We start from the raw sequence: 24,235 nt of genomic DNA on the forward strand, positions 1-24,235 counted from the left end.
TAATCTCCTAATTTTTGTCAGGTTTTAGTCTTGCAAAATTGACTCTCAAATATTTTTGGGCATATGGTAGGTAGATTGCTTTGAAACAACCTTGCTGAAATAAATAAACCTGGATTACGCTGCGCTGCATTAAGGTTAATTAGATATTACATCAATGGAGCCTAAGGGACTTAATGACTATAGATAACTTTCATCATATATTATTTCTTGTACAAAAAGGCATTTCGCTATGCGGTGTCCTGGTTATTTTAATAGGTGTACTAATCGCATTAGGACGCTACATTCATTATGTATTTTCCTCCTTTGTTAATAATAATGAATCGGCATTCAGTATTAATCACATTAGGTTAAGTCTAGGTCGTATATTGACGCTTGGTTTAGAATTTATTGTTGCAGCAGATCTTATAAGTACTACCACAGCACCTGATTACTACACAATAGGAATTGTTGCTATTATTGTATTAATTAGAACTGTTCTAAGCTATACCCTAAATCGAGAAATAAATTCTATAAGCGAGAAAGAAGCAAGTTTAGATAAGCAAGGGTAGCCTGATTTCCCTTTGTTTCGCCTAAGCTACTTACTGCAATAATCAGATACGACCATCGCCTGGATACCGTGGTCAAGCCACGGTATTTCGATAGCGTAGAAAGAAGCCAAAGAGAAGCATAAAAACAATCGTTTATGATTCTGCACGCTATTTTTGTGTGGCTTTGATTCGCAATTTATCTTTGTACATACGTTGGTCAGCGATGGATAATAATTTCTTCATTTGTTTGCTATCTTCAGGATAGCGCGCCATGCCAATAGCAATGTTAAGTTGGATATCCTGTTTAATACTACGATAGGGGTAGCTAAAAATATCCCTAATGCGTTCCATAATCTTATAGGGTATCTCTTCTTTATTGCTATTTGAAACAATGCCAATAAACTCATCACCACCTAAGCGGGCTATAAAATCTTCATCACGAAAGCAATGGCTTAAACGTTTGCTAGTTTCCACTAATACTTGATCCCCTATTTCATGGCCATAAGTATCATTGATATCTTTAAAACCATTTAAGTCCATGTATAGTATGGTTAAATTATTCTCACTGCGTATTCTTTTTCCTAACTCTTCATAAAAATACTTGCGGTTAGGTAATTTGCTTAATGGATCATGTAAAGACATATGAAGCAGCTTTTCTCTATCATTTTCTAGCACTCTTTTTTGCTGCAAATTTTGCTGTTCAAAAGCATGAATCTCTAGGAGGAACGCCGTGAGCACCGATAAGATTAATATCATGGCAAATATAAAATTCATCACCTGAACATACCACATCATTGATTCTGGCGGGTAGAAAATAGCCTCATGTGGCAGCACTACAAAGGCGATTACGGCTAGAATGCTTATCCCTCCATAAATTATCAGGCCTAGAAATCCAGTTAACGTCGCAGCAATAATGGGTATCAAATAAAACCAAACAAATAAAGACGTATTAATACCACCTGAAATATAGTTAACGCTTATAATCGTCAATAAAATCAAAATAGTTAGAAAGTGGCTAGAAAAACGAGCGCAATGATATATTTTTAGAATAATCAAATTGCTTATAGATAACACCATGCCTACCGATAAAATGACAATAGTTAGCCAATGATGCATTGAGGGCAGTAATAGCATCAGCATGACGAATAGAATAGTTTCTATACCAATTACAAATGTCATTCGACATTGACGCCCAAACTGTGGGCCATTGATAATTTCTTCCAATTGACTGGGCATTTTCCCCTTGGTCATTTAAAAAATAATTTATGGTAATTATTTGTACAAAATATAGATTATTAAGGAGATGAAAGCAAACGTAGACTGGATAAAAGAAGTAAATTGGCGTGTCGCTACGGTGGCCTATATCAAGGCTCTTCACTCATTTAATTTGAATTACTGAATTAAATTTATTAATTTTAAAAGCTTTGTATTATTAAGCTGTCTTAAAATAACTATAAAGTAGTTGCCATTTATCTCATAGGGTTATTCCAAAATGATAAATCAAAGGAATAATCATGACTGGAATAACTTATTTTGGGCATCCTAGAGAAGGTGCGGTTTCTTCCATTTGCTGCCGACGTAATTCATTATAAGTTTTTTGAACGACATAATAATAGTCTCCAAAATCTTTTTTGTTTAGTTCCTCTAATTTTACATCTAACGATTTGAATACAGTTTTTAGGTAATTATAATCCTCATTTACATAAGCAATTACTGTGGAATTGGTAATGAATTCTTTGCGATTTATGGGCATCTGGTTATTATTGTTCAATAGTTCTCTTGTTTGGCTGTCTCCTTTGCGCAACTGCAATTCCTCAATTAGTTTGCTCATTATTTCAAATAAAGCGATGTTTTTTTCTGCAGAATTTTCCATAGCGTATTCTTTACTAATTAATCGAATTAAATCGCCTTCTTCATCAAAAAAATGATGAGTTTCTATATACGTTGTTAAAGAATCAATAAGGGTTTTACAAGTGTTACTCTCTTGTAATCTTTCTAAACATCCTTTTAAAAAGAGCTGTAGAGGACAAAAAGGCGCGACTGGCCTAAAAGTATTTGTGTCATCAAAGAGACTTAACACGGATAAACTAAAGCTATCATCTGAAAGATTGTCTGGGTCTTTTACAATATGCACTGGAGCATAGTCATTATCGATAAATACAGCATGTTTGCCACGAATTTTATCAAGCTGAGGAATAATGGATGCGGAGAGTACAAAATGAATATCTACTATTTCTTGATTATCCCGAGGAACAAACAAGTTTAAACCGTGCTCACGGCAAATTTGTAAGAGTGCACGTGTATTTGTATTAGACAGTTTAAAAAAAGAATTTTTTCCACGGCCTTTCCCTGGTTGAAAAACCGTATTTGGAGTAGGCGCTAAGTTCTCAAGAATAAAGCCACCGCGACTGTAATCAAATGTGGTATGACGATTTACTTCCATATAGGGTGCTTTTTTTCCAATCGGTTGGACAACCAATTGTTTCTCATCCCGGCTTACATAGTACGCAGAATTTTTAACCGAGTTAAATGGACCTTTAATATTATCTACTTCCTTTAAATTTGCTGTAAAGTGTTTATTTTTAATATTATCAAAGACATCTCTGTGGCTTAAAGGCTCTAAATCATCTACCCATGCGAGTTCCCGATAATAGTTTTTTACTTTAGCAATATTATTAAATTCCCGTTCTTTTTTGATTAAAGTAGGACCCACTAGAATAGAGAGATTGGGGTTCGCTGCAACTAATTTTTTTATCTCATCTAGTAAATATTTTTTGTCATTATTGGTAATGTATTTTGCGTCCTTTGCATCCGTAATACCATATTCCCGCCATGTAATTAAAATATTAGCATTAGAGTTAATAGCTTGTGCTTTTTCATAGGCGGTAATAATTTTATTAACTAGTAATTGGATTTTTTCCTGCGCGCTCTTGTGACGTTTATAAGAAATAAATGCAGGGTCTTTATGGCCTATATCTATAGCAATAACATGTAACTTCTTATCTTTCATTTTACAACTCGATGAACTGTTTAAGAGCTATTTTAAGTAAATTAAATATACAAATATTGTAAAAATACGACATATTATAACATTTTTGAAAATACTTGGGGTAAAGCAATAAATAATTTAATTAGTGCATGCTTAATGAGATTGCTTCCCGTGTGCAAGCAAACGAACTACACTTGCTTAAATTTTTAGGCAGCAATGATAATCATTGATTTGTTCCTGCCTCAAAAAATCTGACAAGTCGAGTTTTACTAAAGCTTATTTAGGTTTATGAGGATTGGAAGCGGTTTCAATTTTTTTAGTTGCGCATGCTCATTAAATCTAATTAGTTAGGCAGGAATAGGGAATGAAAGTAATACATGATGGTGATGCTGCTTATGAGGATATTATAGCATTAAGTTTGTTATTGCTTAATGCAGATGTGGTAGCAGTCACGGTAACTTATGGTGAGTCAACACCGCATATAGGGGCTGCAAACATGGAGCGAATATGCCGAATGCTGCGGCCAGATGTGAAAATTCCTGTTGCTTTTGGTGTTAACTTTGCCCTTGATTTTCATGGAGAGCCTTTTCCTGAATTTATTAAAATAGAAGAAGATAGTATTTTAGAGAGCACAGAAGTACCGCTAGTAACTGACTCGCAAGTGACAGATTCAGCCGTGCATTTATTGTATAACACGTTAATGGTTAGTCATGAAAAAATAACTATACTTGCGACAGGTCCCCTTACTAATATTGCAGAGCTGGTTTCTACCTATCCGGAATGCATAGAAAAAATTGAAAAAATAGTCATTATGGGCGGTGCGGTACATGTACCAGGTAATATTACTGATTTAATTTTTGATGCAACAAACACAGTTGCTGAGTGGAATATTTACGCTGATCCAAAAGCTGCAGAAATTGTTTTTAATACACCTCTGCTGCCAATGGTACTTGTCCCACTTGATATTACCCGCCAAATGCCCATGACTAGAGACTTTTATGCACGATTAGAAGGTGAAGTGTTACCCGCATTAAGATTAGTTAGACATATGCTAACTTCCTTATTACAGACCATGGGTGAGGATTTATTCTATGAAAAATTACAGTTTTGGGATAGCTTAGCGGCCATGATAACTTTAAATCCTGCCATGGCACAATTTGAGGAACTTTCACTTACCGTTGATTTAAACACAAGTCAGGTCATAGAAAATACTACCTTAAATAACAGCTCGCCTAAAGTGCAAATTGCAACGACACTGATTGATATTGAAAAAGCTTATGATACCTTCTTGACACTAATGAAAAAACGCTCAAAATCTTCATCTATGCTCGCCAATTATGATAGTCATTTCTTTAGCAAAGCTTCGTCTAACGCACCCTCTGTAACATCAAGTTTAGAGTTTAAACCAACAACTATGTGAAAGAAATTCTTCGTCTAGCTTCATAAAACAGGTATTCAACCCAAGAACGCTATTGTGGGCCTGATTGTGCTTACTTCCTGTTTGCAAACAATTGGGCTAGGGTTTCTATCTGATTTAAAAAAATTAAAATAAGAACGGCTTAATTTACTTTCGCGCTTTAAAAGTAATGATTCGGTTAAGGTAATCTTTTTCATGATGGGTATTAGGGCATGCTTTGTTAATTTTTCTTGCATTGAAATAAGCTCGGTATAAGCTGAATTTTCTTGTTTAGAAAAATAAATTTTCTGTTCATTATAGTTAAGGTGTTGTTGCAGGCGAACCCTTAAAACATAGCTTAAATTAATGAATAAAATGGCTTTCATTTTTTCATTGATAAGGCCATATTGCGCTAATAAATTAATTTTTTTTGTGCTAGACAGATTTCTATTTATACCTAGGGCGATAATTAAATCATCAATGAAGATAACCATAGGACGGTATAAGTATTTCTTATGATTAATCTGGTGAAGTTGGTTTAATTCTCTAAGACACGGGAGGTATTTTGCGAGATCATGTTGTATGAGGGCTTGGCTATAAGCCCTTGAGTCTAAGGTGCTCGTTTCTAAAGCGCTAATAAATTCGCCATAAAGCGCTTTGTTACCACAAATAAAACGAGATAAGCGCATTAATTGTGGGAAATAAATATCGAAATTAAAGCCTTGTTGGGAAGCAAAATTATTAACTAATGTAGGTGCTGTTCCTATTAATCTAAAAATAACGTCTGATCCTACTTTTTTACCCAGTGGTGTTTTACAAGCTTGTGGTTGATTGCCATCAAAGCAAAATCCTTCTTTAGTATAATAATCATAAAGCGCTCCACTAAAGCTAAATAAATTTCCTGCTTCATCTTGAATAGTAATCCCAAGCATAGGAAGAACAGTTTCTCTTAGGTTTAAAATTTTTAACAAAATTAATTTAGTGACTTCTTTAGCAAGGTGAAACAAATCATCATGTTTAATGATGATAAAAAATTCGATATCAGTAAAAGGCGTATTTTGTTTTCTAGCATTCGATCCTAAGTAAACAAAGGCAAAATGCATAAGATCAATATTGAGTAAATCACATGATTGCTTTACGATTAAGGTAAAAAATTTTTGCATATTTTTAGTAGCTAACTTATATAATTTTTTTAAGGATAAATTTTCCTTAAATGATAATGACAAGGATTGCCGAATGTTTGCTAAAAATTTTTTATTTAAATAATCTTCTGTATGCAATCTATTGATTAAAGGCTTGTAAGAAAAATATAAGGGTGTTGGTTGAATAAAATTTTCTATATTTTTTAATGTGGCACGGCACAATAACTTTTTTATAGTTGCCGTTTTTTTATCTTCCAATCTTTTTGCAACATTGATTGCAAAATTTAATAAACCGCCTGTCTTAACGAGGTCTTTGTGCTCAAGCTCGCTGTTATAATTAAAAGAAAAATCTACCGATGAAGAGGTTAGTCGTAGGTAATCTTTAAATTGATGATGGTGGATCATTTCTTTAATAAAGCGCTGAGGATATTTAAAGCGATAGACATTTATAAAGGCGTCAATGTGGCGCTTTATATTATTTTTTAATGGGAAAATAGCCTTAGCTAATGCATCAAATAACCAATTCTCATTAAAATATCTACTTTCTGAGGCATAAAACTTAACTTGTTTATATTGTTTTCCAGAAAGTTTATCTACAAAACTTGCTAACTTATTTTCTAAATTTTTTTTGGTGAGCGCATTTTGATAAGTCGCTTGATGCAATAAATATTGGCGTGCAAAGGGTAAAATATGCATTCTATTATCTAGGATAAAAGCGATTTCTTCTCCTTGCTCGATTAAATTAAAACCATAGTCGTTAAGCCAGGTAGAAATGGTATCATCCATGGTTGTTAGTTTATTTCCCTGGCCTAAAGCCACAACTGGGATAAATTTTAGAGGAAAACGGCCATTAAAATATTTTTTTAAATAATAAGCCCCTAAATCAGCGGCGACTGGCCAGGCTCCGCCTAAGCAATTTAATGGCTCTCTACCTGCAAGCTTTGCTGCTAAATCATACTTATCTTGATGCAAATAATAATAGCTTTGTTGGGCTTCAGGCCACTTTTGTAAGCCTACTCCTTCTAAGATTTTCTTTTTTAAACCCGATAAATTTTGATGCCATTGCAATGGATCGCAACTATTTTTATGCTGGTTTAAGAGAGTAGCAATTGCTTGTTTTCTGTTGGGCTTATTAAGCCAGTGAGCTAAAATTGCAGCTAGGCTTTTTTCATGATTAAACACACCCCTTGGTCCAGTTAAAAAATATAGATTTCCTTCGATATCAGGTAAACAATCAATTCGTTCTTTAATAAATTTACTGATTGAACTAATTAAAACAATATGCTTAACATGAGATTCCTTTTTTAGAGGTTTGGCATTTATAAAACCTAAACTTTTTGCTGATTGATATAATTGAAATGCTTTAGATTGCGGATGCTCTAAAATGCAATCTATAGACTCTTCTTTTTCTTCCCAACGCTTCGTATTAATGCCCTCTGACTCATCGGTTATACTTTCATATTTCATGGTTTGTCTTAAACAGAATTCATCTAAGGTATTTGCCAGCCAATGAAAGCCTTCTTCTAAAGAATAAAAAGGAAGCGTTAATAAATAATTTGCAGCAAAATCATCAATGATATTGCCTGCATATTGATAAGCTAAGGGTAAGTTTTTAAAGCAGTTCCTATAAGCTAATAGTTTTATATAGGCTAATTTCTCTAATGTTGCGTGATAGCCAATTAAAGACAATACAGTGCTTAGTGTAACGTTTAAGTGTTCTAATTTAGTATTCATAGGCAGGTGAGAATTAATAATTAAAATATAATCTTCAAAAACTATAAACTTTGTGTTTAGTAAGGCAGGTTTTGCTAATTTATTTTCTTAAAAAGCCGCAATAATAGTTGGAATATAAGTTAAGCTCAATGCTTTGAAAGATTATAATATTTTCCCTACAGCAGTATCTTCTGGCGAACTTTCGTAGCCATCCGGATCATTAAAAGGCATGCTGATATAATGATTATCTCTATAAAATTTTAGTGCCTCTGGCGATGACTCAATATGCAAACTTTTATACCCTTGGCCTTTGAGCCATTTTTCACATAATGCTAAAAATTGGCTACCATAGTTATGATTTCTTTTTAACTCATCAATAACAATAATACGCATGGCTGCTCGCTCATCAGGCCATAGTTGCAAATGTGCATAACCGATGATTTCTGGGCCTTGATAAACCACAAAATGGATATGGGTATCTTTAGTGAATGTCCAGGTATAGGGATCTAAAATTCCTGCCTTATCAAAAAAGTAAAATTGCCTAAAATGACGTACTGCATGCCATTCTCTGATAGTTAAAGCTTTGACTATTCTTAATCCATTAAAACCTGCTTTTCTATCAATGTCGGCAATGAATTCATCTTTACCTAGACAATAGGCATTTATATCCTCAGAATATTGACGTGCTAAGCCTTGTTTTAAACGAGCATAGGCTTCTCTATCTTCTGGATGGTTTCTCATCCAGTCCCGAAATTTTAAATGGCGCTCAATTTCAGGACTACCTGCCTCAAAAGCATGTACGTGATATGTTCTTTGGTTACCTCCTTTTTGAAAATAGCGACGAAAAGGCATGCCATATTCACCTTTAGCCTCGTATCCAAGTGCTAACATTGCAGTATTAGCATCATCTACCTTTGTAATATCCAAAACCACCGGCACCATATCAATGACAGGTTTGGCAGCCAAGCTTGGAACGGAAGTTGAGCCAATATGATGAATCGCAAGGCAATTATCGCCTAAAGCAATTTTGATTTTTTCTGCTTCTTCGGCAAAATTTATAGGCCAATTAGCATTGTAAGGCACTACTTGAACTCGTCGATTTTGTGGTTTGATTGTCATCAGTTAAACCTTTATGTTTCTCATTTTCTATATTCCATACTATCCTTATCAATTCTGCCATTAACAAAGTGTCGTAAATGGGTTACAAGGAGGTAATCTCTATGAAAACCAACTATTTTTTGGGCGCGTCAACCGATGGTTTCCATCGGATTGTCTACACTGAATGGGGACAGCCTAGCCCAACAAAGCCCGCGGTATTTTGTGTGCATGGGCTCCTTCGTAATCGACATGACTTTGACGCGCTGGCTACTTTTTTAAGCCAACAAGGACGCCATTTATTTTGCCCTGATATTGCAGGTCGTGGCGATAGTGATTGGTTTAAAAATCCTCAACATTACAATTTTGAACAATACATTGCCGATATGACGGCTCTTATCGCCAGGTCAGCAGCTACAGCAGTTGACTGGATAGGCACGTCAATGGGCGGGTTAATTGGTATGATGATAGCCGCCATGCCTAATTCTCCCATTCGCCGTTTGGTACTCAACGATGTTGGCCCGCAAGTTCCCCTGCATGGTTTGCGCCGTTTATCCAAATATGCTGATACTCGTGTTGTATTTTCTAGTAAAGAAGAAGCAAGGCAATATTACCAGAAAATCTATGCAGATTTTGGTAATTTAAGCGAGTCGCAATGGATGGATTTTACCGAGCATAGTATTAAACTTCAATCTGACGGTAAATACACGGCCAAATGTGATCCCAATATTACCCATACTAAGACAACTACGCAATTTATGTGGGAACTCGTACAGCATCCTCACAAGACCTTGGAAGGAATTTTCTTCGATATTGATTTATGGCATATATGGCAGCAAGTCACCTGTCCAGTACTCATTATCCATGGCCGCCACTCAGATATTTTATTACCTGAACATATTGCTAAAATGCAAAAAACTCATCCACAGATGGACTTGCTACAAATAGAAAATGCCGGCCACGCCCCAGCACTATTGGAATTGGCAGAGCATGAGAAAATTAAAAACTGGTTACAGGCCTAGAAGCTGTCTTACCAGTTTAATTGGAGTATAAAGAGTAATGAAAAATTGAAAAGCAGAATTAATTGGCGCTTCGTTGAGTCTAGGTAAAATTATAATTTATTCAATTGCAGCCAGTATTCAAGTAATCCAATTTGCCATAATTTTGATACCCCTAATGGGGTTATATTTTTTTCTGAATTCTTAAATAAATCTTGAATCATATCCCATTGAAATAGACCACGCTGTTTTATATTAGCGCAGGAGAGGATATCTTGCATGAGCTCGAGGGTATGGCCTTTTAGATGCTTTAGAGCTGGAACAGGAAAGTAACCCTTAGGCCGGTTAACCACTTGATGAGGAAGTAGCTGTTGCCCAATTTTCTTTAGAATATACTTACCTTCATTAGGCAATTTATAGCGAAGTGGTAAAGAAGCTGCAAGCTCAAGGACTGCCTCATCTAAAAAGGGGACGCGGGCTTCAAGGCTTGCTGCCATGGTCATATTATCTACGCGACAAAGCGGGCCATTAGCTAGAGCAAATGTGCTTTCATAAAGAAGTAAATTATCTATGGGATACGTAGAGCCATTTTGCAAGCAAAGCTCTTCTAAAAATAAGAGGGATTGCGGTGGTGTTTGAAAACTAGGTGTAACCAGTTGCTGGTATTCTTGGTAAGAACGATCGGCAACTAAGTTAAAAATCATTTGTGCTGATTGAGGTAAAGGGGCTTGCTTATCTTTAAGTGCATGAAACCAATGATAGCCTGCGAAAATTTCATCTGCTCCTTGTCCTGACAAAACAACCTTAACATGTTTAGCAACTTCTTGAGCAAGGAGATAAAAGCCAATATTATCATGACTAAGCATCGGTTCAGACATGGCTAAAATACAATCTTTTAAAGAATAAGCCAGTTGCTTATTGGAAATAAACAATTGTTGATGATTGGTTTTAAAATGAGAAGCAATTAAATTTGAATAAAAGAATTCATCGCCTTGCTCATTTAAGCTGCTTTCAAAACCGATGGAAAAAGTATGAAGGGGTTGGCTGTATTCTTTGCTAGCCATTGATACAAGTAAGGAGGAATCTAATCCCCCTGATAATAATATCCCAATAGGGACATCTGCAGCTAATTGGCGTCTTGTTGCTTTTGATAAAGCACTTTCAATAGTTTCTAACCAATCTTGCTCAGTTAGGACATGATTTGCTGCCTCTTCATCGATCTTTAATTGCCAATATCTTTCTTGCTCTACTTTTCCATTCGCATGCACCGTCATTATGGTGCCTGGTTGTAATTTTCGTACACCAGCAAGAATGGTAAAAGGCTCAGGAACCGCATGGAAGGTAAGGTAATAATGCAGCGCTATTTTATCAATCGTTGTATCAATATTGCCAAATTCAAGAAGCGCGGGTAGGGTGGAGGCAAATTTAAAACCACTCGTGTAATTGGTATTATAGTAAAGTGGCTTTATACCTAAGCGATCACGCACGAGGATTAATTTACCTGTCTCTGTCTCCCATAAAGCAAAAGCAAACATCCCTTGTAGTCGGGAAATACCTTGCTTACCCCAAGCGTGATAGGCTTTGATAATGACTTCTGTATCGCTTGTTGATTTAAATGTATAGCCTTTTGCCTCAAGCTCTCGACGTAGCTCTAAAAAATTGTAAATAGCACCATTAAAGACTAAGGCTAAGCCTAAATCTGCATCAACCATAGGCTGAGCAGCTAGGTTTGAAAGATCAAAGATTTTTAGCCTTCTGTGCCCAAATGCCAACCTTTCTTGATGGTAGATATGGCCATCATCTGGGCCCCGGCTATATTGTTTTGAAATGACTTTTTTCAAATTAGGCAAAGAGACTTGTACATCAGAAAAATGATATTCCCCAGCAATCCCACACATAACGCTCCATTTTGTTGCTCAGTAATATATAAAAAATTTGCGTCTTTATTTGATAATGTCCAAAATTAATTATCATCGGACATAGGTTAATGACTTTGTTGATAAGCTTAATTAAAGCGAATAAAAATCTTAAGCGATTATTTATAGGTATTAAACAAACTATAGCCTCTAATTGCTCAAAAGGGAAACTCAGGCTTAAGAAGCTATAAAAAATGATATAGAGCTATCGCATTATGCAGCGAATCTTACCTTTACTCATAGAAAGGTTTTTGTTGTAAAAATTCTTTAATATTATGTTTAACGACTTCTTTAAAGCAGCCTGTGTTCTCCAATACCTGTTGTTGCCGCTCTGAGCTTGTGCCCTTATTCATAATCGTTGCTAGGGTTTCGAAATAGTTTTGATAATTCAATTGCTTGATGTAGGGCGTTAACTTACTTAACCATTCTAAAATATCTTCCCGAAGAGGTTTTAATTTTCCCTCAGTATTCATGACTAACTCGGCATCTAAGCCATATCGAATTGCGCGCCACTTATTTTCGCGTGAAAGCCAATAAGGTGGATAAGCAACAGACTCAAGCCAACTGCCATTGTCTCTAAACCAATAAGCAAGCGTGTGAATGAAGGCAATGATAGCTAAGGCTTCAGCTAAAGTAGCTGTGCCATCACAGACACGTATTTCTAACGTGCCTAAAGTAGGACTAGGACGCAAATCCCACCATAAGTCATGCAATGATTTAATAGAGCCGCATGCTTTAAGTGCTTGACACATACGCTCAAATTCCTGCCAATTTTTTACATGATAGGGATGTCCTGCGGTTGGTAAAGCTTCATAAGTGGTAGGTCGGCAGGATGAAAGCCCGGTATTTATACCTTGCCAGAAGGGTGAGCTTGCCGACAGAGCTAAAAGGTGAGGTAGAAAGTACATAAAAAAATTATTGAAACGAATGCATTCCTCGCCACTGGTCATACCAAGGTGAAGATGCAGTCCATAAACGCTCATGCGTCGAGTAACCCACTGGGTGCGTTGGATTAACTCTTGATAACGCGCCGTAGGTGAGATAATCCAATCCTCATACTTAGAAAACGGGTGGGTGCCTGTGGTTGAAAGCAAAATACCAAATTTTTGCGTGATAAGCTGTAGTTCGTTAAGTGTGCTACCTAAATCTGCTTCCGCTTCCTGCACTGTTTCACATTTGTCGCTGTTGATTTCCAAGGTACTTAAGAAGAATTCAGGTTTTATTTTTGGCAGATGCCGAGAGGCGATTAATATCTTTTCGGCACATGAATTGAGATTATAATCCGTTTGGTCAATTAATTGCAGTTCAATTTCTACCCCTAAAGTAAGCGCACCTGCACTTTTAAAATGAAGTTCCTCATCGTCACTAATTGATGACTTAGAAAGTGAGTTTTCGTTAATGTGCAAAGTATTATTAAGTTCGTTCATTTAATGTTCGTAAATAAAAATTTACTCCGTTGTATACATAAAAAGGTTTAAAAGAAAGTTTATTTAACTATAAAGTGAAACTTTTATATAAAATCGTTTTGCTTTTAGACTGATAGAATTGATTTATATCAACATCTATAATTTCTTAAGTAGCTATTTTTCAATTCTAAATGGCACATCTAATTTTAATGAAAAGCCTGTTTATAAGCTTAGTATTAAAAGTAATAATTTGAGAAATATAAATTTAACTATACTTATATAAGCTAGGCAGAAGAAGTAAGACTAAGAAAAGCGCTAAGACATAGTAAAATTTATAGGGAGATAAACCATGGTCACAATGGTTGGAACACAAGCAGAGTTTAGGGATGCACTTTATGAGCTTTGTGAATTAGATTACGACGCAATAGCTGCTTATGAAGCGGCAATTAATCTCCTGGAAAAGGAAAATCATATAAAAAAAATGGAAGAATTCAAGCAAGATCACCAACGCCATGTGATTGAAATTTCTAATTTATTGCACAAGCACAAAGTAGAGGCGCCTGATGGCCCAAGCCCTAAAAATCTTTTAACTCAAGGGAAGGTCTATTTAGCTAATCTTATGGGTGACGAAGCAATTCTCCAAGCGATGTTATCAAATGAGCAAGATACGAATACAGCTTATGAGCGCTTAAATGAGTTTAAAGATAAGTGGAAAGATGGCATTACTATTTTAAAACAAGGCCTTAAAGATGAAAAAAAACATAAACAATGGCTGCAGTTAACTTTAAATGGGTATAAAAATAAATAGCTTAAACAGGTAACCTTTAGTTGTTCAAGAATCTATACATTTGAAGATAGTTTGCTACAGTATAACTAATTAAATAAAGGCGATTATTATCCACAGGATTTATTATGAATACAAACAATATTAACCCTATAGAAATTGATCCAAATGTTAAAACCGCTATCATTTATTCCTTAGAGGATTTATTTGCCTACACTGTTGAAATTAGGGAGGCAGACAAACGCTATTATGTGGCTAATAGTGAAGGGCCCATATCCTTTGGTAATATGAAAGATGCAAGAGACGCGGCTATAAAAGAAGGTGCAGTGGCAGCCTATCTTGCCTTAAGTAAAACATACGATAAAACGGGTATAAATAATCCAAATCAAAATCCTCAAGAGCGGTTTGATTATAGCTCTATAAATTTAGATGAAGCAGATGAGTAGCGATAAAAAGACATAGCCAGCAGACGGGTGTTTTAAATTTAAGCAAATTTACATATAATGATCACTTTATAGTAATTAATCATTAAAACGTATAGTTAATCCCGTGAAAATTTCCGATATTTTAAATTTTGAGCTTTATTTTCGTACGTCCATAGTCACACTATATGCATTAGCGTTATTCAGGGCAGGCTCTTCACGTTTGTTAGGAAAATACTCTCCCCTAGATTTAATCATCACCATTGTCATTGGTGCGGTATTAGGAGCATCTATTGTTGGCACGTTACCCTTAATATCATCCTTAGTATCAACAGGCCTTATTGTTATTATTCATCGTGGCTTATTATTAATTTCGTTTAAATACAGTTGGGTTGAGCGATTTATTAGAGGTAACGAAAAAGTAGTGGTTAAAGATGGTAAATACATAGAAAAGAACTTACAAAAAACGCATTTGACTGCGGCAGACGTATTGCAAGCTTTACGAGTTCAACAAGGAGAGATTAACATAAAAAAAGTATACCGCTCCTTTGTTGAATCCGATGGCCGAATTTCCTTTATCATGAGTAATGACTAATTACGCCTACCTTTTAATTAGCTTGTTCTTACATTTAAAATGGTATTCTCCTTGGCAGGTTTAGCAAAGGTTTCACGAATACCAAATAAAATAATAAATAAGCTAACTAAAGGCATTAAAACCAATAAGCTAAAGGAGTAATGATAAGCGGTAAGTAAAGGGACTTGCTGGGATTCCCATAATAAAATACTGCCTATAATGGGTGCGGTTATTGAAACTAACAACATGATAAGGCCATTATTAAGCCCTAAGCCTGCTGCTAAATAACGTGTTTTACATTGCTCACCAATAACTACAATACCAATGCCTGATGCACCGATTCCTAAGCCGAGAAGAAGAAAACAAGGCGCTATGATGGTGTTTAAGTTTGGTAGATAAATAATGCCAATAAGGGCTATAAAAGTAGCTAGAGCACTAAAGAGTAGGAAAGGTTTTCGTCTTTTAATTTTATCTGAAAAATAGCCAACGATAGGGGAGCCAATAGCAAAGCCTAACCAGGCTAAAGTAATCATATAAGATGAAAAATTAGAGGAAAAACCACGATGCATTAAGAAATTTTTTCCTTCATTTTCTGACAAATATTCCAAGCTAAAATAAATAAAAGCACCACCTAGCATAATACACCAGATTTGTGGCTGCTTAATTAATATACGCAGATTATCTAATGTTGCTTGCGGGCGAGATAAAATAATGAAATTACCGGCGTGCTGTTTGTTTTTCTCGACAAATAATAAAATAACTAAAGAAAGAATAATACCAATGCCTGCTAATGCAATGAAAATTTCACGCCAGCCTACAATGCCCGTACTCGCCAAGGTATTTAGAGGTCCTCCAGCCAACATAGGGCCTAGGGTACCAAAAAATTGTGATAAGCCAATAAAAAAAGCAATATTAGGCTTGGGCATCCAATCATAAACAGCGACTAATAAACAGACGAAGCCAAAAGATGAGCCAAGCCCCATAAGTATGCGATTAAAAACAGCCATCTCATAAGTCGTGACAAAGCCAAATCCTAAATTAGAAAGCGCACAAATTAGAACTGCGACAAACATGGATTTTTTTAAGCCGAATCGGTCAACGATTATACCCACAGGTATTTGCATAAGGCCATACACCAGCAGATAAGAGGTTGAGCTTAATAAAGCAAATTGAACCTGCGTAAGATTTAATTCATGCATAATTGGCTGCTGAAAAGTACCCAAAATAGTACGCAGCAAAAATTCATATAAATAAAAAAAGACACATATTAACCATACTAAAATGGCTTTAGCCGTTGGTTTAGTTAAGTTCACTGTTTTCTGCCTCTTGTTGCTCAGTCCAAGCCTCTAATGTCATTTCAGCCTGGTTATTATCGATAAAGGAAGCAATTTTAAAGATGCTTTGCCCTTCATGAATTAGGGGATTACGATTTATACCAACAATGACCCCATCTTGACTGGCTTTGACAGGTTCTATTGTATCGGCACAAAAAGGGTCAGTTATTCGACCTATCGTTTGTCTTTTTTTAATAAATTGCCCTAATTCTACTTCAACCACCAACACGCCACTGCGATGAGCACGCAGCCAATCTTGCTCTTGTGAAAAGACCGGTTTGACATTACTAGGCACTTTTGGCTCCTCATTATCAATCATATCTAACGATTCCATGATATTTTTAATGCCTTTAATACCTAGGTTAATAGCTGATTCGTCAAAACGCTGCGCTTCACCCGCTTTGTACACTAAAAGAGGTATATTTAAATCATCAGCAGTTTTACGTAAAGAGTGATCTTTTTTAACATGGTTAATAACGGGTGCTGAAAACTGTCTAGCGAGTCGCTTACTTTCTGGCTGATCTAAATCACAATAAATTTGGGGTAATAAGTCATGATTGATTTGACCGGTTACAATTTCAAGACAATAGGAAGCTTTCGCTAGTATTTCGCGCGTAAATACTTCAGCGATACGCTCGCCATAAGAACCCTCGCTATTTCCTGGGAAACACTGCTCTAAATCAGTTTCATAGGGAACAAGATTAGACTTATTAATTAAGCCAAAAACATTTAATACAGGGACTGCTATTAATGTGCCGCGAATCGTTTGTAATTGTTGCGCTTTAAGTAAGCGATTAATTATTTCAATGCCATTAAGCTCATCCCCATTAACACCAGCGAAAATTAATAAACAAGGGCCTGCTTGTTTGCCATGGAGCACTTTAATAGGCATGTAAAAATTTGTACAGGAGTAATACTCGGGCAAAGGAAGCGCTAAATTTGCAGTTTCACCTGGGTGAATGATGGCATCACAAATCATTAAATTGGTATTTTTCATAGTTGTTTGGCTTTTAGAATTAATAATCATAAAATAAATATGATTATTTATGTTAATAAAGGTATAAATTGCTACATTATACCAGAAATTGCTATCTTAATTAACAAAAATGAAATTATGTATTCCTGGCAATTATTGCTTAAATTTTTGCTAATTAAACTAAGATTTATACGAGTAACGATGTTTAAACAACGACGCTTAATGTCCTGGCTCAATTGGGGGACCGCGACGATTTATGTCTTTTTTCAGTTTTTCCTGCAAGCTACGACAGGGTTAATGGCTGCGGGCTTAAGCCAGGATTTCCACTTAACCAAGACGCAGGTAGGCACGCTATCAGCGGCATTTTTTGTAGCCTATGTGGTGATGCAAATCCCAGTGGGACTCGCTTACGATAGACTTGGTGCACGTAAAATTTTAATAGCTGCGTCTATCTTGCTAAGTCTTGGGATATTTGGCTTAAGTTTAAGTCAAGCTTATTGGCAAGCCTATGTTGCTCGCTTAATTATGGGCTGTGGGAGCGCTTTTGGCTTTGTTGGCATGCTTTATGTGACTGCATCGTGGTTTTCCAATCGTCAATTTACCATGCTAGTTGGAATTTCCGAGACTCTGGCATTAATGGGGGTCGCTTTTGGTGAAGTCGGTATGGCGTCCCTGATTACCCATTATGGCTGGCGTTCTACGCTTTATATAGCTGGTTGCTGTGCCTTCTTAGTTACCCTGTTTGTTATTTTTATAATTCGCGATCCAGAAGTCAATTTGCAAGCTAAAGAACCTGAAGTAATCCCTTTAAAGCTAGCACTTAAATGCGTCCTTAAAAATAGACAAATATGGTTAGCTGGATTATATGGCTTTAGTTTAGTTTCAATCATTAATGTATTTGCTAATTTATGGGGCGTACCCTTTTTGGCTCAGCGTTACCCCACGATGTCATTACATTTGGTTAGTACGTTAATATCGGTAATATTTATTGGCACGGGGATTGGTGGGCCATTTTGTGCATACCTCGTGCAAAAAAAGATAGATAGACACCACGTGATGGCTTTATTTGCTTTGCTGGCAGGTTTATTTTTTGCAATTGCTGTCTATTGGCCTATTTCTCCACTGGGAATACTCTATTGCCTGTTGTTTTTAACAGGTTTTTTCTCCGCTTCTTATATTTTGGTTTTTGAAGTAGTTAAAGACAGTATTGCAAAAGAACTACGTGGTACCGCATTATCCGCAGCAAACATGATTTTAATGATGAGCGCGCCAATACTACAGCCATTAATTGGTAAGCTATTAGAATTAAATTTTAATTTTAAGCAAGCATTGTCGCTTATTGCAATGATGCTGATCACAGCGACATTCTTAGCGTTGCGATTAAGTAACAAAGAAAAAAAGCAAAACTTGATAAGGCGCCACGTCATCAAGGCTTCTGTATTTAAAAAGTAACCAAAAAAAACTATGTTTACCAGAGCGGCTCTTTTAAGTCATTTAACGCCAATGTAAATTGCCACTTGTTCAGGAGTGGTGTAACGCTCAAAATCCGTGGCAAATAGTCGCTGATCGTTATTTTTTCCTGCAAAATAACGCCAGATTTGCCGCCATAGATCAATAATAAGAGTCGGCATTGGGCCATTGCCTCTAAAAACAAGGTAATTGCCAGGGACAATGATTTGGCACTTGCTGGTTGATTCAACTATAAGCTGTCCTACGGTAACTGTATAAAAACCATCGGCATCTGCTTCATAATCTGAGTACACCCCAAAGAGGGGCATATCAGCTGTCGCAAAGCTAGAATAGAAGTGTTGCCATAATACGGCTATTTTAGCAGTTTGCGGATTGCTTTCATTGCGGTTATTAGTGCGCATGCTTAAACCTACTACTGTCATTGGTTCTACATATTCTATGGTTGGTTTAATAATTGTCACGTTAATTTTCCTTTTCGCCTTAAGGCGTAGCTATTTGCTTTAATACACCCGTAAGTCTTTGCGAGCGAAGCAATCCAATTTGAGCTTTAAAAACGTATCTAATTAGGTTGCTTCACCTTTGACTGCGTAAACGTTCGTAACGACTTAGTTCTTCTAGCTTGGCATAGTATGTAGCAGTGCCGCTACGCGCAGTCGATTGCCATCAGGATCAAGGGCTACGAAAGTATAACCGAAGGGTAAGTAGACTGGTTCGGAAACAGTTACGCCTTTTTGCTGCCATTCTAAAAATAATTCATCAACCTGTTGGGTATTAGCGAGAGTGAATGCCAACTCGCCGCCACCATGCCCTTCAGGACTTGGGTGCACAGTTTGTTTATCTTTTAATCCTAGGTGCATGCCGTTTGAGAATGCAAAAGCTATAAACGTAGAAGAGTGGGTATCAGGTTTAATGCTGAGTAAGCTTTGGTAAAAAGATTTGCTTTTGGCAAGATCATCAACATAAATAATAATAGTACTTGGCTCTAGCATGATTAGATTCTCCTTGGTTAGTTACAAGAAGTATCTTAATTGCAGACGCTGACAATTTCTGTCAGTAGTCATTGCTCAGGGATGTGGTATCTATCACGCCATCGTTTTAACAGTACTGCGCGCCTTTGCTTAAAAGGCGTATCTGTTAAAGATAATTGGATAATTCGGTCAGTGCGAAAATGGCGAAAGTCTTGTCTTAGCTCACACCAAGCCACAATGACGCGGGTTTCTTCAAAAAAACCTAATGCTAATGGCCAGATGAGACGTTGCGATGTTTCTTCTTTTGCATCAGCATAGCATAGTTGCACTTTATATTCTTTGCGCATGGCATAGCGAATTAAAGCTTCATAATCTTCTTTAATAGGATTAGTCTGGGCAGGGCCAATTAATAAACCTGACGATTCGAGTTGATGACGCAAGTGGCTAGGAAGAATAGCTGATATTTTAGCCAATACCTGGGTAGCTGCACGTTTCAAATTCGTGTCAGCCTTACGAGCTACCCAACGTGAGCCAAGCACCAAGGCTTCAATTTCTTCTTCAGAAAACATCATTGGTGGCAGCATAAACCCTGGGCGCAGCACATAGCCTAATCCTGGCTCACCTACAATATCAGCTCCTTGAGCTTGTAAAGAGGCAATATCACGGTATAAGGTGCGCAAGCTGATGTTAAGCTTATCAGCCAAAAGCTGCCCTTTGATAGGGTAGCGATATTGACGCAACAGCTCAAGAAGCGCTAAAAGACGTTGGCTACGAGACATGGACTTCATGTAAGATTTATATAAAACTCATGACAAGGCTAGTGCGTTACCTATGCTAGCCTTTGTCATGTGCAGATTAGACACTATAGCGAATACCTAAAGCACCCATATTATAGTGTTGTGTACCAAAATTAGCTACCCAAGCAGTGGTTGGTGCATGGCTTGGATAAACGGTGGAGCCAAAGGTAAAGTGGGTATTGGCAAGATAAAGCCAGCGATACTCAGCAAAGACACTGAACTGTTGGCTTAAGTCAACGCTTAATCCAACCTTTGTTTGAGCAGCAAACGTTGAAACTTTATCATCTGGGTAAGCATTATAGTGATTAACCCCTAACTCAGGCGGAGCCACTTGTAGTGAATAGGCATCTGAAACGGATAAAATAGCACTACCAATACCTGCTGCAACATAAGGATGCCACATACTATTGGCAAGATTAAGATTTAACACAGCGTTGCCAAGGAAAACACCCGTACTGAGAGGATAGCTTACACGGAAATCATGCTCAGGAAGCCGAGTGGACGTATCATTAATTACATACCCCTTAAATGAACTTTTACCTAAATAATAACCTTCTAATTCAACTGCAGGCGCTATACTCCACTGCGTATTTAGTGAATTTAAAAATATTTCCATCCACTGATAACCAACGTGCCCACCGACAATTCCTACATCACGATGATTGGCATGGCCAAACGCATTCACTGCTAAAGGGCCACCGCTGTCTTCATCAAAAAGGGCTGTTGCATATTGGTTAATGCGTACACGGTTGGAGGTTCCACCACCACCAAAAACGCCTATATAAGCTTTGCCAGGCGCAGCCGTTTGAATCGGCCCCATGGTGCCTGCTTGTGCGTTAGCATTGATTAAAGCAAATAAAATACTTGATGCAAAAATTGGGTAATTTATTCCTTTCCTTAGGTAATTTGATTTCATTCGGTTCTCCTGACCAAAAATTAAGAAAGTTATTATAATTATATTATTTACTTCTACTTCGCTTTGCTCAGTTTATCTTAGGTTATATTACCAAGACAATGAAAAAATTAAGGCTATATTACTCTTAGAATTTCAAGCTTAGGAAAAGCAATAATCGCTGCATGGAGATGATTGCATAGAATAAGAAAATAGTAACTAATAGATATTAAGTAACTAAAAATTGGTGATTTTTGTAGATTTTCTAATTTCTAAGAGCTAGCTATGATATGGACCTTATTTGCTTTGTTTTTTTGGTGGTTAATTTATCGGGAATTAAAAGGCCCTCTACTGCATTTTTTTGGCTTTAAAAGAAATGTGGCAATGCCCGTTTTTAAAGGGTATCTGGTGTTATTATTTGTTTTAGCATTATTATGCTCTTGGCCCCCGTTGCATCGGTGGTATTTTCAACGTTTTTTAACTGATATAGCGCGACAATTATCACAAAATCCAACAGCTATTGTTCATTGTAACACCTTGTTTGATACATTATTTGATGAAGATGTAGGTGTGGGTGGTCATGCAGATATTAACAAAGGGTTTATTGTTATACAGTATCCTAGATGCAAATTATTAGCAGATTATATTCGTCATCCTGAGCAAGCAACACGCGAAGAACTTATTAGCCTAAACATATTAACGCATGAAAGTATGCATGTGCGCGGTGAGTATGATGAAGCGAAAACAGAATGCCAAGCTGTACAGAGGAATTTTCTTACGGCAAAATTACTTGGTGTTCCTGCGCTAATTGCTAAAGAAAATGCATTAAATTATTACGTCCATATTTACTTAAAGCGTCGTGATAGCTATTTTTCAAAAGATTGTGCCGCTGGAAAAGCACTAGATGAGCATTTGCCTGATTCTATCTGGCCTGAACAATAAAATATCGTCGAACAAAAGGATTTCATATGAAGGGACAAGTATTAATTGGTTTTCTTATTTCTGCTATGTTGTCTCAAAATAGTTTAGCAAAAATAAGTCATACTGTAGCGCCAGTCCTTGCACCTGCGCCTACTAAATGTATTATCGGTACTTTTAGCTCAACAGGCGATCAATGGTGGCGCAATATTGTATTGGAACTAAGAAATAACTGCGGAAAGAATGTCGATTTTAAAAATACTACCATTACGTTTAACAATAAAAATGCGCTGAACACTAATTTTTGGGGCGATTTTTATCCACTACCTTATCCTGATAATAGTTTAACAATTACGTCTCAGCCTAGTCAAAATGGTATCTTTTTAGCAACTTTAAAACTACATTTCGCGACCTATCCAGGGTCCACAACATTGCTACCTGCAGGCCAGGCTATTTTTATTAAATATGGCGCACCAAGTGATGGCTCTATTGCAGGATCAGCTAATGTTTACCTAGAAAGCGCTGTTAGTGAGACTGGAAATATCGCTCTCATGAATAATGCCGCTAAACCGGCAGAGGTTACCCAAGGTTATGCCTTAGTACATGTGACTGCAAATGGCCAAAAAGTAAGCGATGTTCAATTACCATGGGGTAGTCAACAAACACTAGAAGGCCTGCCTGTGGGAACTTACAGTATTACTACGGATAATGTCATCGCAACCAGCGGTAAAGTCTATCAAGGTAATGTCACACCGCCTTCAGTCACTTTATCTTCCAAGCAAACTGCTCAAGTCCGCATTAACTTCAATACCGCGACTTTTGATATTAATCAAATTCGCTTGAATTATAATGTTCCTGCTTTAGGCGGTTTAAAGCGGCAAAATGGGGCTTCAGCGCTTTATATAAGTGGTTATCGAAAATGGGGTGATTCGACGTTAGCGACATCTGCTGATCAATTTCATTTAGGCTCTTGTACTAAAGCGATGACGGCAACGTTATTAGCTATATATGTAGAACGCGGCTTGCTCTCTTGGGATACTACACTTGATAAATTATTTCCTGAACTCAGTGCCACTATGAATCCCGCCTTTAAATCAGTTTCATTAGGAATGTTAACAACTCACATGTCAGGAATTGGTGTTAATTCTTATGATAATGCCAGCTTATGGGCCTATATTAGTAATCCAAATTTAGACCCAGTCGAAGGCAGAAAGTATCTTGCTAGAGTGGTTTTATCGGCTGCTCCTGACAATAGTCCTGGTAAAACTTATGCTTATAATAATTATAATTATGTGATTGCAGCAGCCGCTTTAGAAAATCTTACAAAAAATTCTTGGGAAAATCTCATCACGAGTCAGTTATTTATTCCGCTCGCTATGAATAGCTGTGGTTTTGGGCAAGCAGGTAATAAGCAGTCAGTTCCACCTGACCAACCCTGGGGCCATAGTACTGATGCTAATCTTAATCCGGTGCCTGTTTTTTCTGATAATCCGCAAACTATTGGCCCTGCAGGCACTGTTCATTGTTCGATGAGCGATTGGGCTAAGTTTGGCCAGGTGCACCTGGATGGATATAATAAGCTTGATACACCTATTTTAAAAGCTAGCAGCTTTGTTAAGTTACATACCCCCTATCCAGGACAAACCTACACCTATGGTGGCTGGCTCAAGTTTGATTCTGCTGGGGGTGACGGGCCTACCTTTTGGCATAATGGCAGCAATACCATGAATTTTGCTCAAATTTGGCTTGTCCCTCTTAAAAAGACTCTGATTCTTTCTGCTACTAATATTGCCTACAAAGGTGATGAGGCGACTAACGAGGTCTATAACGCTTTAAGTAATTTAACATTAATGCCTTAAGTTTGCCGACTAAGGATTCCTATAACCTCGCTTTTATGTATTAGAAGCGAGGTATATTT

Annotated in this window: 21 protein-coding genes; 9 read left to right on the plus strand and 12 right to left on the minus strand. The window is 36.8% G+C overall.

Annotated elements, in window-relative coordinates; all coding sequences use genetic code 11:
- The first annotated feature begins 173 nt into the window (after positions 1–173).
- Positions 174–548, plus strand: a complete 375-nt coding sequence (locus DYE47_RS05135; RefSeq protein WP_115302235.1) for a DUF1622 domain-containing protein — start codon at positions 174–176, stop codon at positions 546–548.
- Positions 549–695: 147 nt separating this feature from the next.
- On the opposite strand, the gene DYE47_RS05140 is transcribed toward DYE47_RS05135, so the two are convergent.
- Together DYE47_RS05140 and DYE47_RS05145 are read right to left on the minus strand one after the other, a co-directional pair.
- A complete protein-coding gene (locus DYE47_RS05140; protein ID WP_160149848.1) occupies positions 696–1,763 on the minus strand; it encodes a GGDEF domain-containing protein in 1,068 nt (355 codons plus the stop codon).
- 292 nt (positions 1,764–2,055) lie between these two features.
- Positions 2,056–3,537 (minus strand): hypothetical protein, encoded by a 1,482-nt coding sequence (locus tag DYE47_RS05145; protein WP_115302237.1) that lies wholly within the window; start codon positions 3,535–3,537, stop codon positions 2,056–2,058.
- Between the two features lie 343 nt (positions 3,538–3,880).
- Here DYE47_RS05145 and DYE47_RS05150 point away from each other — a divergent pair, with 343 nt between their 5' ends.
- Positions 3,881–4,936: a nucleoside hydrolase gene (locus tag DYE47_RS05150; RefSeq protein WP_115302238.1), complete on the plus strand. Its 1,056-nt coding sequence runs from the start codon at positions 3,881–3,883 to the stop codon at positions 4,934–4,936.
- Between the two features lie 35 nt (positions 4,937–4,971).
- Here DYE47_RS05150 and DYE47_RS05155 read toward each other — a convergent pair whose 3' ends face one another.
- Together DYE47_RS05155 and DYE47_RS05160 are read right to left on the minus strand one after the other, a co-directional pair.
- Positions 4,972–7,788 carry a hypothetical protein gene (locus DYE47_RS05155; RefSeq protein ID WP_115302239.1) on the minus strand — a complete coding sequence of 939 codons (2,817 nt, stop codon included), beginning with the start codon at positions 7,786–7,788 and terminating at the stop codon, positions 4,972–4,974.
- Positions 7,789–7,929: 141 nt separating this feature from the next.
- The gene (locus DYE47_RS05160) at positions 7,930–8,886 is read right to left on the minus strand and encodes a bifunctional GrpB family protein/GNAT family N-acetyltransferase (protein WP_115302240.1); all 957 of its coding nucleotides are present in this window, start codon (positions 8,884–8,886) and stop codon (positions 7,930–7,932) included.
- A 101-nt stretch (positions 8,887–8,987) separates the two neighbouring features.
- Here DYE47_RS05160 and DYE47_RS05165 point away from each other — a divergent pair, with 101 nt between their 5' ends.
- Positions 8,988–9,884: an alpha/beta fold hydrolase gene (locus DYE47_RS05165; RefSeq protein ID WP_115302241.1), complete on the plus strand. Its 897-nt coding sequence runs from the start codon at positions 8,988–8,990 to the stop codon at positions 9,882–9,884.
- A gap of 89 nt (positions 9,885–9,973) precedes the next feature.
- On the opposite strand, the gene DYE47_RS05170 is transcribed toward DYE47_RS05165, so the two are convergent.
- Together DYE47_RS05170 and DYE47_RS05175 are read right to left on the minus strand one after the other, a co-directional pair.
- The gene (locus DYE47_RS05170) at positions 9,974–11,758 is read right to left on the minus strand and encodes an N-acetylglutaminylglutamine amidotransferase (RefSeq protein WP_115302242.1); all 1,785 of its coding nucleotides are present in this window, start codon (positions 11,756–11,758) and stop codon (positions 9,974–9,976) included.
- 251 nt (positions 11,759–12,009) lie between these two features.
- Positions 12,010–13,203, minus strand: coding sequence for a carboxylate-amine ligase (locus tag DYE47_RS05175; protein WP_115302243.1), 1,194 nt, complete (start codon positions 13,201–13,203; stop codon positions 12,010–12,012).
- A gap of 328 nt (positions 13,204–13,531) precedes the next feature.
- On the opposite strand from DYE47_RS05175, the gene DYE47_RS05180 reads away from it, so the two are divergent.
- The 3 genes from DYE47_RS05180 (at position 13,532) to DYE47_RS05190 (ending at position 14,983) form a co-directional block, all read left to right on the plus strand.
- Positions 13,532–13,990, plus strand: coding sequence for a ferritin-like domain-containing protein (locus DYE47_RS05180; RefSeq protein ID WP_115302244.1), 459 nt, complete (start codon positions 13,532–13,534; stop codon positions 13,988–13,990).
- Positions 13,991–14,094: 104 nt separating this feature from the next.
- Positions 14,095–14,412 (plus strand): hypothetical protein, encoded by a 318-nt coding sequence (locus tag DYE47_RS05185; protein ID WP_115302245.1) that lies wholly within the window; start codon positions 14,095–14,097, stop codon positions 14,410–14,412.
- A 103-nt stretch (positions 14,413–14,515) separates the two neighbouring features.
- On the plus strand, positions 14,516–14,983 hold the full coding sequence (locus tag DYE47_RS05190) for a DUF421 domain-containing protein (RefSeq protein WP_160149849.1): 468 nt from the start codon (positions 14,516–14,518) through the stop codon (positions 14,981–14,983).
- A 17-nt stretch (positions 14,984–15,000) separates the two neighbouring features.
- Here the strand turns inward: DYE47_RS05190 and DYE47_RS05195 are convergent, their stop codons facing one another.
- Entirely contained in the window at positions 15,001–16,275 is a 1,275-nt protein-coding gene (locus DYE47_RS05195; protein WP_115302247.1) for an MFS transporter, read from the minus strand.
- Positions 16,262–17,293, minus strand: coding sequence for a succinylglutamate desuccinylase/aspartoacylase family protein (locus tag DYE47_RS05200; protein ID WP_115304019.1), 1,032 nt, complete (start codon positions 17,291–17,293; stop codon positions 16,262–16,264). Before DYE47_RS05200 ends, DYE47_RS05195 begins: the two co-directional genes overlap by 14 nt.
- A gap of 180 nt (positions 17,294–17,473) precedes the next feature.
- On the opposite strand from DYE47_RS05200, the gene DYE47_RS05205 reads away from it, so the two are divergent.
- Complete coding sequence (locus DYE47_RS05205) at positions 17,474–18,724, plus strand: MFS transporter (RefSeq protein ID WP_160149850.1); 1,251 nt, start codon at positions 17,474–17,476, stop codon at positions 18,722–18,724.
- 38 nt (positions 18,725–18,762) lie between these two features.
- Here DYE47_RS05205 and DYE47_RS05210 read toward each other — a convergent pair whose 3' ends face one another.
- The 4 genes from DYE47_RS05210 to DYE47_RS05225 all read right to left on the minus strand — a co-directional run bounded on the left by DYE47_RS05210 (position 18,763) and on the right by DYE47_RS05225 (position 21,423).
- Positions 18,763–19,203, minus strand: a complete 441-nt coding sequence (locus DYE47_RS05210; RefSeq protein WP_115302249.1) for a GyrI-like domain-containing protein — start codon at positions 19,201–19,203, stop codon at positions 18,763–18,765.
- Positions 19,204–19,356: 153 nt separating this feature from the next.
- Positions 19,357–19,731 (minus strand): VOC family protein, encoded by a 375-nt coding sequence (locus tag DYE47_RS05215; protein ID WP_115302250.1) that lies wholly within the window; start codon positions 19,729–19,731, stop codon positions 19,357–19,359.
- A gap of 68 nt (positions 19,732–19,799) precedes the next feature.
- Positions 19,800–20,489, minus strand: coding sequence for a helix-turn-helix transcriptional regulator (locus DYE47_RS05220; protein WP_115302251.1), 690 nt, complete (start codon positions 20,487–20,489; stop codon positions 19,800–19,802).
- A 76-nt stretch (positions 20,490–20,565) separates the two neighbouring features.
- A complete protein-coding gene (locus DYE47_RS05225; protein WP_242604175.1) occupies positions 20,566–21,423 on the minus strand; it encodes a hypothetical protein in 858 nt (285 codons plus the stop codon).
- 261 nt (positions 21,424–21,684) lie between these two features.
- On the opposite strand from DYE47_RS05225, the gene DYE47_RS05230 reads away from it, so the two are divergent.
- Together DYE47_RS05230 and DYE47_RS05235 are read left to right on the plus strand one after the other, a co-directional pair.
- Positions 21,685–22,341 (plus strand): hypothetical protein, encoded by a 657-nt coding sequence (locus tag DYE47_RS05230; protein WP_115302252.1) that lies wholly within the window; start codon positions 21,685–21,687, stop codon positions 22,339–22,341.
- A 26-nt stretch (positions 22,342–22,367) separates the two neighbouring features.
- A complete protein-coding gene (locus DYE47_RS05235) occupies positions 22,368–24,176 on the plus strand; it encodes a serine hydrolase domain-containing protein (protein ID WP_115302253.1) in 1,809 nt (602 codons plus the stop codon).
- Positions 24,177–24,235: the final 59 nt, after the last annotated feature.

This window comes from Legionella beliardensis (assembly GCF_900452395.1).
Lineage (GTDB): Bacteria > Pseudomonadota > Gammaproteobacteria > Legionellales > Legionellaceae > Legionella_C > Legionella_C beliardensis.